The organism is Escherichia sp. MR, from assembly GCF_005280595.1.
GTDB classification, from domain to species: Bacteria; Pseudomonadota; Gammaproteobacteria; order Enterobacterales; family Enterobacteriaceae; genus Escherichia; species Escherichia ruysiae.
Genome location: NZ_SZVK01000081.1, coordinates 1 through 10,494, shown reverse-complemented (window position 1 = coordinate 10,494; position 10,494 = coordinate 1). Strand labels below are relative to the sequence as shown.

At 49.3% G+C, this 10,494-nt stretch carries 7 protein-coding genes and 1 pseudogene; 7 read left to right on the top strand and 1 reads right to left on the bottom strand.

Going from position 1 to position 10,494, the window contains the following annotated elements; genetic code table 11:
• Positions 1-74: 74 nt before the first annotated feature.
• A pseudogene (locus FC814_RS21310) lies at positions 75-455 on the bottom strand (TetR family transcriptional regulator); the annotation flags it as partial.
• Positions 456-853: 398 nt separating this feature from the next.
• Here FC814_RS21310 and acrE point away from each other — a divergent pair.
• The 7 genes from acrE (at position 854) to FC814_RS21275 (ending at position 10,184) form a co-directional block, all read left to right on the top strand.
• Entirely contained in the window at positions 854-2,011 is a 1,158-nt protein-coding gene (acrE, locus tag FC814_RS21305) for a multidrug efflux RND transporter periplasmic adaptor subunit AcrE (RefSeq protein ID WP_137326432.1), read from the top strand.
• 11 nt (positions 2,012-2,022) lie between these two features.
• Positions 2,023-5,127 (top strand): multidrug efflux RND transporter permease subunit AcrF, encoded by a 3,105-nt coding sequence (gene acrF / locus FC814_RS21300; RefSeq protein WP_137326431.1) that lies wholly within the window; start codon positions 2,023-2,025, stop codon positions 5,125-5,127.
• A gap of 251 nt (positions 5,128-5,378) precedes the next feature.
• On the top strand, positions 5,379-5,600 hold the full coding sequence (locus FC814_RS21295; protein WP_000825639.1) for a membrane protein: 222 nt from the start codon (positions 5,379-5,381) through the stop codon (positions 5,598-5,600).
• Positions 5,601-6,030: 430 nt separating this feature from the next.
• Positions 6,031-7,056 carry an amino acid ABC transporter substrate-binding protein gene (locus FC814_RS21290; RefSeq protein ID WP_032226587.1) on the top strand — a complete coding sequence of 342 codons (1,026 nt, stop codon included), beginning with the start codon at positions 6,031-6,033 and terminating at the stop codon, positions 7,054-7,056.
• Between the two features lie 67 nt (positions 7,057-7,123).
• Complete coding sequence (locus FC814_RS21285; protein ID WP_010345327.1) at positions 7,124-8,305, top strand: amino acid ABC transporter permease; 1,182 nt, start codon at positions 7,124-7,126, stop codon at positions 8,303-8,305.
• A gap of 9 nt (positions 8,306-8,314) precedes the next feature.
• Positions 8,315-9,418, top strand: coding sequence for an amino acid ABC transporter permease (locus FC814_RS21280; RefSeq protein WP_137326433.1), 1,104 nt, complete (start codon positions 8,315-8,317; stop codon positions 9,416-9,418).
• A gap of 7 nt (positions 9,419-9,425) precedes the next feature.
• Positions 9,426-10,184, top strand: coding sequence for an amino acid ABC transporter ATP-binding protein (locus FC814_RS21275; protein WP_000078344.1), 759 nt, complete (start codon positions 9,426-9,428; stop codon positions 10,182-10,184).
• Positions 10,185-10,494 lie beyond the last annotated feature (310 nt).

Genomic DNA, 10,494 nt, shown 5'->3' with positions numbered 1-10,494 from the left:
AACGGTCTGCGTTGTCGGGAAGATACGTGATCTGATCCTTCAACTCAGCAAAAGTTCGATTTATTCAACAAAGCCGCCTCTTCCAGCATCTCATCATTAAATTCACATTTGTGATATAAGATTTGTAGTAATGCCTGTTGGCGGGGAATTTCGGCAATATATTGCAAGCCAACAATCAGTTTTTCACGCAATTGCTGGTACGGGTTATGGTCTGACCCTGCCGCCAGTCGCTCCTGGATTAACTCCCGCAATGAAGGCTGTTGCAACCACATCTCATTAAACAGTTGGGTCTTGTTTTCGAAGTGCCAGTAGATAGCGCCACGTGTGACGTTAGCGGCGTCGGCAATGTCGTTGAGTGTCGTCTTGCTTACACCATGCTGCGCAAACTGGGCGATGGCAGTTTCAATCAGTTCTTGCCGGGTCTTCAGGGCTTCGGCTTTGGTTCTTTTTGCCATGATTAATTATTCAGAAAATAAATATATTCGACACAGGATGAGAAAATAGCGAAGGGTAATCTATCACCTAACGCATATTTATACGAGAGGCTAATATTGAGTTGCTATAAATCGTCAAATAATTCAAACCTATCATTTAGCCAATATGCATTCGTTTAATGAATGCATATTTCATTTTAAGTGAAAGCAATTCATCTCATTTCAATTAACGGCAAAACAAAACATTAGAATATTAATCTTTTTTTGTGTTTATGTGCCTTAGACGCCAGTATTCATAACTATTCCTTACATCGACGAATGATAATTTGTAGGATAGCGAGCTGTATTTTTTCTTTCTGCGAGTTAACGCGTTGCCTTTTTGGGTAAATAACGCGCTTTTGGTTTTTTGAGGAATAGTAATGACGAAACATGCCAGGTTTTTCCTCCTGCCCTCCTCTATTCTGATCTCCGCTGCTTTAATCGCGGGTTGTAACGATAAGGGAGAAGAGAAAGCTCACGTCGGTGAACCGCAGGTTACCGTTCATGTTGTGAAAACGGCCCCGCTAGAAGTTAAGACTGAATTACCAGGCCGCACCAACGCTTTCCGTATCGCTGAAGTTCGCCCACAGGTTAGTGGGATCGTACTGAATCGTAATTTCACTGAAGGTAGCGATGTGCTGGCAGGACAGTCCCTGTACCAGATCGATCCAGCGACCTATCAGGCAAGTTATGACAGCGCGAAGGGCGAACTGGCGAAAAGTGAAGCCGCCGCCGCCATCGCGCATTTGACGGTAAAACGTTACGTTCCACTCGTGGGAACGAAATACATTAGTCAGCAGGAGTACGATCAAGCCATTGCTGATGCTCGCCAGGCCGATGCCGCCGTGATTGCGGCAAAAGCCACCGTCGAAAGCGCCCGAATCAATCTCGCTTATACCAAAGTGACTGCGCCAATTAGCGGACGCATCGGCAAATCTACTGTGACCGAAGGTGCGCTCGTCACTAACGGGCAAACGACCGAACTGGCAACTGTCCAGCAGCTCGATCCTATCTACGTCGATGTTACCCAATCCAGCAACGATTTTATGAGGCTGAAGCAGTCCGTAGTGCAAGGGAATTTGCATAAGGAAAACGCCACCAGCAACGTAGAGTTGGTCATGGAAAACGGTCAAACCTATCCCCTGAAAGGCACACTGCAGTTCTCCGATGTGACCGTTGATGAAAGTACCGGCTCCATAACCCTACGTGCCGTCTTCCCTAACCCACAACATACGCTTTTGCCGGGTATGTTTGTGCGCGCACGGATTAATGAAGGTGTACAACCCGATGCCATTCTTATCCCGCAACAAGGCGTTAGCCGCACACCGCGTAGTGACGCAACCGTGCTGATTGTTAACGATAAAAGTCAGGTTGAAGCGCGTCCTGTCGTTGCCAGCCAGGCGATTGGCGATAAATGGTTGATTAGCGAAGGGCTGAAATCTGGCGATCAAGTCATTGTCAGCGGCCTGCAAAAAGCGCGCCCGGGAGAGCAGGTTAAAGCCACTACCGATACCCCCGCAGATACTGCATCGAAGTAAGGCAATCTGACATGGCAAACTTTTTTATTCGACGACCGATATTTGCATGGGTGCTGGCCATTATTCTGATGATGGCGGGCGCACTGGCGATCCTACAATTGCCCGTCGCCCAGTACCCAACCATTGCGCCGCCTGCGGTTTCTGTTTCGGCAAACTATCCGGGCGCTGATGCGCAGACCGTACAGGATACGGTGACGCAGGTTATCGAACAGAATATGAATGGTATCGATAACCTGATGTATATGTCCTCGACCAGCGATTCCGCCGGTAGCGTGACAATTACCCTCACCTTCCAGTCCGGAACCGATCCAGATATCGCGCAAGTGCAGGTGCAGAACAAACTCCAGCTCGCTACGCCGTTGCTGCCGCAGGAAGTTCAACAGCAGGGGATCAGCGTTGAAAAATCCAGTAGCAGCTATCTAATGGTGGCGGGCTTTGTCTCTGATAACCCAGACACCACACAGGACGATATCTCGGACTATGTGGCCTCTAACGTTAAAGATACGCTTAGCCGCCTGAATGGCGTTGGTGACGTGCAACTCTTTGGCGCACAGTATGCGATGCGTATCTGGCTGGACGCCGATCTGCTGAACAAATATAAGCTGACACCGGTTGATGTAATTAACCAGTTGAAAGTGCAGAACGATCAGATTGCTGCCGGACAGTTGGGCGGAACACCTGCTTTACCAGGGCAACAGTTGAACGCCTCAATTATTGCTCAGACGCGATTAAAAAATCCGGAAGAGTTCGGCAAAGTTACCCTGCGCGTGAACAGCGACGGTTCGGTTGTGCACCTGAAAGATGTCGCACGGGTTGAACTTGGCGGTGAAAACTATAACGTTATCGCTCGCATCAACGGTAAACCGGCGGCGGGTCTGGGTATTAAGCTGGCAACCGGTGCGAACGCTCTCGATACCGCGAAAGCCATTAAGGCAAAACTGGCGGAATTACAGCCATTCTTCCCGCAGGGAATGAAGGTTCTCTACCCTTATGACACCACGCCATTCGTCCAGCTTTCTATTCACGAAGTGGTAAAAACGCTGTTCGAAGCCATTATGCTGGTATTCCTGGTGATGTATCTGTTCTTGCAGAATATGCGAGCAACGCTGATCCCCACCATTGCTGTGCCCGTGGTGTTGTTAGGGACGTTTGCCATCCTCGCCGCTTTTGGTTACTCCATCAACACACTAACGATGTTCGGGATGGTGCTTGCCATTGGGCTACTCGTCGATGATGCGATAGTGGTGGTGGAGAACGTCGAGCGCGTAATGATGGAGGATAAGCTCCCGCCAAAAGAAGCGACGGAAAAATCAATGTCGCAAATTCAGGGCGCACTGGTGGGTATCGCGATGGTGCTGTCAGCGGTATTTATTCCGATGGCATTCTTCGGCGGCTCTACCGGGGCAATTTATCGCCAGTTCTCTATCACCATCGTTTCGGCAATGGCGCTTTCTGTTCTGGTGGCATTGATTCTCACCCCGGCGTTATGTGCAACGCTGCTCAAACCCGTCTCTGCTGAGCATCACGAAAATAAGGGCGGTTTCTTCGGCTGGTTTAATACTACCTTCGATCATAGCGTTAATCACTACACCAACAGCGTCGGCAAAATCCTCGGTTCCACAGGACGATATTTACTGATCTATGCGCTGATTGTTGCTGGAATGGTGGTGTTGTTTTTACGTCTTCCCTCTTCCTTCTTGCCTGAAGAGGATCAGGGTGTCTTTCTGACCATGATTCAGTTGCCCGCTGGCGCGACGCAAGAGCGGACGCAAAAAGTGTTGGATCAGGTGACGGATTACTACCTGCACAATGAAAAAGCAAACGTTGAAAGTGTCTTTACGGTTAACGGGTTTAGCTTCAGCGGCCAGGCGCAAAACGCCGGGATGGCCTTCGTCAGCCTGAAACCATGGGAAGAACGTAGTGGTGAGGAAAACAGCGCGGAAGCGGTTATCCATCGCGCCAAAATGGAATTGGGTAAGATCCGCGACGGTTTTGTCATTCCGTTTAATATGCCTGCTATTGTTGAACTGGGCACGGCAACGGGTTTTGACTTTGAGTTAATTGATCAGGCAGGGCTGGGTCACGATGCCCTAACCCAGGCTCGTAACCAGCTGCTTGGCATGGCGGCGCAACATCCTGGCAGCTTAGTCAGTGTGCGCCCTAATGGCCTGGAAGATACCGCGCAATTCAAACTTGAAGTTGACCAGGAAAAGGCGCAGGCATTAGGCGTTTCGCTTTCTGACATCAATCAGACCATTTCTACGGCGTTGGGTGGGACTTATGTTAACGACTTCATCGACCGTGGCCGTGTGAAAAAGGTTTATGTTCAGGCGGATGCCAAATTCCGTATGCTGCCAGAAGATGTCGATAAACTTTACGTCCGCAGCGCCAATGGTGAAATGGTGCCATTCTCTTCCTTTACCACTTCACATTGGGTGTATGGTTCTCCACGACTGGAACGCTACAACGGTCTGCCGTCAATGGAGATTCAGGGGGAAGCTGCGCCAGGAACCAGTTCCGGCGATGCCATGGCGTTGATGGAAAACCTTGCGTCAAAATTACCTGCAGGCATTGGTTATGACTGGACAGGTATGTCGTATCAGGAACGCTTATCGGGCAACCAGGCTCCTGCTTTGGTGGCAATCTCCTTCGTGGTGGTTTTCCTGTGCCTTGCTGCGCTCTATGAAAGCTGGTCAATACCTGTCTCGGTTATGTTGGTCGTGCCATTAGGGATTGTCGGCGTGCTGCTGGCAGCGACAATCTTTAATCAAAAAAATGACGTTTACTTTATGGTGGGTTTGTTAACGACAATTGGCTTGTCGGCCAAAAACGCCATATTGATTGTTGAGTTCGCTAAGGATCTGATGGAGAAAGAGGGAAAAGGTGTTGTCGAAGCGACGCTGATGGCAGTACGTATGCGCCTGCGTCCTATCCTGATGACCTCTCTCGCCTTTATTCTCGGCGTATTACCACTGGCTATCAGTAATGGTGCCGGCAGTGGCGCGCAGAACGCAGTGGGTATCGGTGTAATGGGCGGAATGGTCTCTGCAACATTGCTGGCTATTTTCTTCGTACCGGTGTTCTTTGTCGTGATCCGCCGTTGCTTTAAAGGGTAAATCAGAAACATAAAGGCGCTTTCGGGCGCCTTTATTATTTTTAGTGAAAACCATAAAAATTAATAAGATAATCTTCTGCTCATTCTTTAAAAACTTTTCGTAGACCATGTTCCCTTCACTATTTTTACAATTCACATAATTTGTCATTATTCATTCCGCAAGATTTATAACCTCCAGTGATAAAATGGTACTCAGCTCGTTAATAAGAGAGTTAACTTATTAAGCGTTAGCGTTATTACTGAGGTAACACTATGAAAAGATTAATTCCTGTGGCATTGCTCACCGCATTGCTGGCGGGCTGTGCTCACGATTCCCCCTGCGTTCCGGTTTATGACGATCAGGGACGCCTGGTTCACACCAATACCTGTATGAAAGGTACAACACAGGATAACTGGGAAACTGCCGGGGCTATTGCTGGCGGAGCAGCGGCTGTCGCCGGCCTTACGATGGGGATCATTGCTCTGTCAAAATAACTGAACAGAGCGCGGACTTCCGCGCTCTGTTTAACGATACAGAATCTACCTATACGTTAAACACCGCTATATTTCGCTGGCTAATCCCATTTTAATTAAGCATTTTATCTCGTCGTATTATCTCTATATCGAAATAAGGTATTAATTTATTTTTCAATCAAATCCGTTCCACCGATACTCACGCCAATAATCATTATTCTGCTTAGCAAAATACGAGTTAATATTTTGCGCCAAAATGTGGCGCATGTTTCGTTTTCGCACCATTGCGGGGCGCTGTTTTTATTATTTCCTGTCTACACTCAGCTTATTGCGACGCGAAATCGTGCGCAAAAGCTGGCACTACTTTTGCTTATAAGAGGATGGCCACAGACAGGTAAAAGGCGTTTCCCAAACGTCCTATAACGATAATTTTCGCCTCACAGGAAGCATTATGAAAAAGATGATGATAGCCACACTGGCTGCCGCCAGCGTGCTGCTTGCCGTTGCAAATCAGGCACAGGCTGGCGCGACACTCGATGCTGTAAAGAAAAAAGGTTTTGTGCAATGCGGGATCAGTGACGGATTGCCTGGATTCTCTTATGCCGATGCAGATGGCAAGTTTTCTGGTATTGATGTTGATGTTTGTCGTGGCGTTGCCGCCGCTGTATTTGGCGACGACACAAAAGTGAAATACACCCCGCTCACCGCAAAAGAACGTTTCACTGCATTGCAATCCGGCGAAGTGGATTTACTCTCCCGTAATACAACCTGGACTTCATCTCGTGACGCAGGTATGGGAATGGCATTTACTGGTGTCACTTATTACGATGGCATTGGTTTCCTGACGCACGATAAAGCGGGGCTAAAAAGCGCGAAAGAGCTGGACGGTGCAACGGTCTGTATTCAGGCTGGTACAGACACCGAGCTCAACGTCGCCGATTACTTCAAGGCGAACAAAATGAAGTACACGCCCGTGACCTTCGATCGCTCTGACGAATCCGCGAAGGCACTGGAATCTGGTCGCTGCGATACGCTGGCCTCGGATCAGTCACAACTGTATGCATTGCGAATCAAATTAAGCACTCCAGCCGAATGGATCGTGCTGCCAGAAGTTATCTCTAAAGAACCGCTTGGGCCGGTAGTCCGCCGTGGCGATGACGAATGGTTCTCGATTGTACGCTGGACGCTTTTCGCCATGCTGAATGCTGAAGAGATGGGCATCAATTCCCAGAACGTCGATGAAAAAGCGGCGAATCCGGCAACGCCTGATATGGCGCATCTACTGGGTAAAGAGGGCGATTACGGCAAGGATCTGAAGCTGGATAATAAATGGGCTTACAACATCATCAAACAGGTGGGTAACTACTCGGAAATTTTTGAGCGTAACGTAGGTTCAGAAAGCCCGCTGAAAATTAAACGTGGGCAAAATAATCTCTGGAATAACGGCGGTATTCAGTATGCGCCGCCCGTGCGTTAAGTCGATATGAGGTAACGAGCGTCGCCACGGCGGCGCTCTCTTTAGCGTTATGGTTTCCGAGGTTCCTATGTCTCATCGCCGCACAACCGTTAAAGGTTCACTTTCATTTGCCAATCCTACAGTGCGCGCCTGGCTTTTCCAGATCCTTGCCGTTGTCGCCGTCGTCGGTATTGTAGGCTGGCTATTCCATAACACCGTAACGAATCTCAGTAATCGCGGCATTACTTCAGGTTTTGCCTTCCTGGATCGCGGCGCTGGCTTCGGTATCGTCCAGCATTTGATCGATTACCAGCAGGGCGATACCTACGGACGCGTTTTTATTGTTGGCTTACTCAACACGTTACTGGTTTCAGCATTGTGTATTGTGTTCGCTTCTGTTCTGGGCTTCTTTATCGGTCTGGCGAGACTTTCGGATAACTGGCTGCTACGAAAGCTTTCCACAATTTATATTGAGATCTTCCGTAATATTCCGCCGCTGCTGCAAATCTTCTTCTGGTATTTTGCCGTGTTGCGCAATTTACCCGGACCACGCCAGGCGGTGAGTGCGTTAGATCTGATCTTTTTGAGCAATCGTGGGCTTTATATTCCGTCACCGCAGCTGGGAGATGGGTTTCTTGCATTTATCCTGGCTGTTGTTATGGCTATAGCCCTTTCTGTTAGGCTATTCCGCTTTAATAAAACACACCAGATAAAGACCGGACAACTGCGCCGAACCTGGCCTGTCGCCGTTGGGTTGATCATTGGTTTGCCTTTACTGGCACACTGGCTTTTCGGTGCAGCAGTCCACTGGAATATCCCGGCGCTACAAGGGTTTAACTTCCGTGGCGGTATGGTTCTCATACCCGAACTGGCAGCCTTAACGCTGGCTCTTTCGGTTTATACCTCTGCATTTATCGCTGAGATTATCCGCGCCGGGATTCAGGCAGTGCCTTATGGTCAACATGAAGCTGCCCGCTCGCTGGGATTACCCAACCCGGTTACGCTACGCCAGGTGATTATTCCCCAGGCGCTGCGGGTGATTATTCCACCACTTACCAGCCAGTATCTCAACATCGTCAAAAACTCCTCTCTTGCCGCCGCTATTGGCTATCCGGATATGGTTTCGCTCTTTGCTGGCACCGTGCTGAACCAGACGGGGCAAGCCATCGAAACGATAGCCATGACCATGTCGGTATATCTGATTATCAGCCTGACTATCTCGCTGCTGATGAATATCTATAACCGCCGCATCGCGATCGTTGAACGCTAAGGAGTCATGATGACAAAAGTATTACTGGCTCATCCCCCGCGCCCGGCGAGCCATAACTCAAGCCGCGCTATGGTGTGGGTGCGAAAAAATCTGTTCTCCAGCTGGGGCAATAGCCTGCTGACTATTGGCTGCTTGTGGTTGATGTGGGAATTGATTCCACCGTTGCTGAACTGGGCATTTTTGCAGGCTAACTGGGTTGGCTCAACGCGTGCCGACTGCACAAAAGCCGGTGCCTGTTGGGTTTTCATCCACGAACGATTTGGTCAATTTATGTATGGGCTTTACCCACACGACCAACGCTGGCGAATTAATCTGGCATTACTGATTGGCCTGGTTTCGATTGCGCCGATATTCTGGAAAATATTCCCACATCGCGGTCGCTATATTGCGGTCTGGGCGGTGATTTATCCACTTATCGTCTGGTGGCTGATGTATGGCGGTTTTCTTGGTCTTGAGCGGGTTGAAACCCGGCAATGGGGCGGGCTGACGCTAACTTTAATTATTGCATCAGTTGGAATTGCGGGGGCGCTGCCGTGGGGGATCTTACTGGCGTTAGGTCGCCGCTCCCATATGCCGATTGTGCGTATCTTATCAGTCATTTTTATCGAGTTCTGGCGCGGCGTACCGCTAATCACCGTCTTGTTTATGTCTTCGGTCATGCTGCCGCTGTTTATGGCAGAAGGCACCAGTATCGACAAACTGATCCGCGCGCTGGTTGGCGTGATCCTGTTTCAGTCAGCATATGTTGCGGAAGTCGTGCGAGGCGGATTACAGGCGCTGCCTAAAGGGCAATATGAAGCGGCGGAATCACTGGCGTTGGGTTACTGGAAAACTCAGGGGCTGGTTATTCTGCCACAGGCGTTGAAGCTGGTAATCCCTGGGCTGGTAAATACCATCATCGCACTCTTCAAAGATACCAGCCTGGTGATCATCATCGGGTTGTTCGATCTTTTCAGTAGCGTTCAGCAGGCAACCGTTGATCCCGCCTGGTTGGGTATGTCGACGGAAGGGTATGTTTTCGCCGCGCTGATCTACTGGATCTTCTGTTTCAGCATGTCACGTTATAGCCAGCATCTGGAAAAACGTTTTAACACCGGGCGTACACCGCATTGAGGACACTATGAGCCAAATTTTACTGCAACCTGCTAACGCGATGATTACGCTTGAAAATGTTAACAAGTGGTATGGGCAATTCCATGTACTGAAAAATATAAATTTAACCGTGCAACCGGGAGAACGAATCGTTCTGTGTGGCCCATCTGGTTCCGGGAAATCGACAACCATTCGTTGTATTAATCATCTGGAAGAACATCAACAGGGACGGATCGTGGTGGATGGGATCGAACTTAACGAAGATATCCGCAATATTGAGCGTGTCAGACAGGAAGTGGGAATGGTCTTTCAGCATTTTAATCTTTTCCCACATCTGACCGTTTTACAGAACTGTACCCTTGCACCTATTTGGGTACGCAAGATGCCAAAGAAAGAGGCTGAAGCTCTGGCGATGCATTACCTTGAGCGGGTGAGAATTGCCGAACATGCACAGAAGTTTCCCGGACAGATCTCCGGTGGTCAGCAGCAACGCGTTGCTATAGCACGTTCACTTTGTATGAAGCCCAAGATTATGCTGTTTGATGAACCAACATCCGCGCTCGATCCGGAGATGGTAAAAGAAGTGCTGGATACGATGATTGGGCTGGCGCAATCGGGTATGACGATGTTGTGCGTAACGCATGAGATGGGATTTGCGCGAACCGTCGCTGACCGGGTGATTTTTATGGATCGCGGAGAGATAGTGGAACAAGCTGCACCAGATGAGTTTTTTGCGCATCCTAAATCAGAGCGTACTAGGGCATTTTTATCGCAGGTAATCCATTAATTGAATGTTAGTTCGAAAAGCAAAAAGGCCATCCGAAAGGATGGCCTTTTTGCTTGATTTGATGTCTGGCAGTTTATGGCGGGCGTCCTGCCCGCCACCCTCCGGGCCGTTGCTTCGCAACGTTCAAATCCGCTCCCGGCGGATTTGTCCTACTCGGGAGAGTGTTCACCGACAAACAACAGATAAAACAAAAGGCCCAGTCTTCCGACTGAGCCTTTTGTTTTATTTGGTGTCTGGCAGTTCCCTACTCTCGCATGGGGAGACCCCACACTACCATCGGCGCTACGGCGTTTCACTTCTGAGTTCGGCA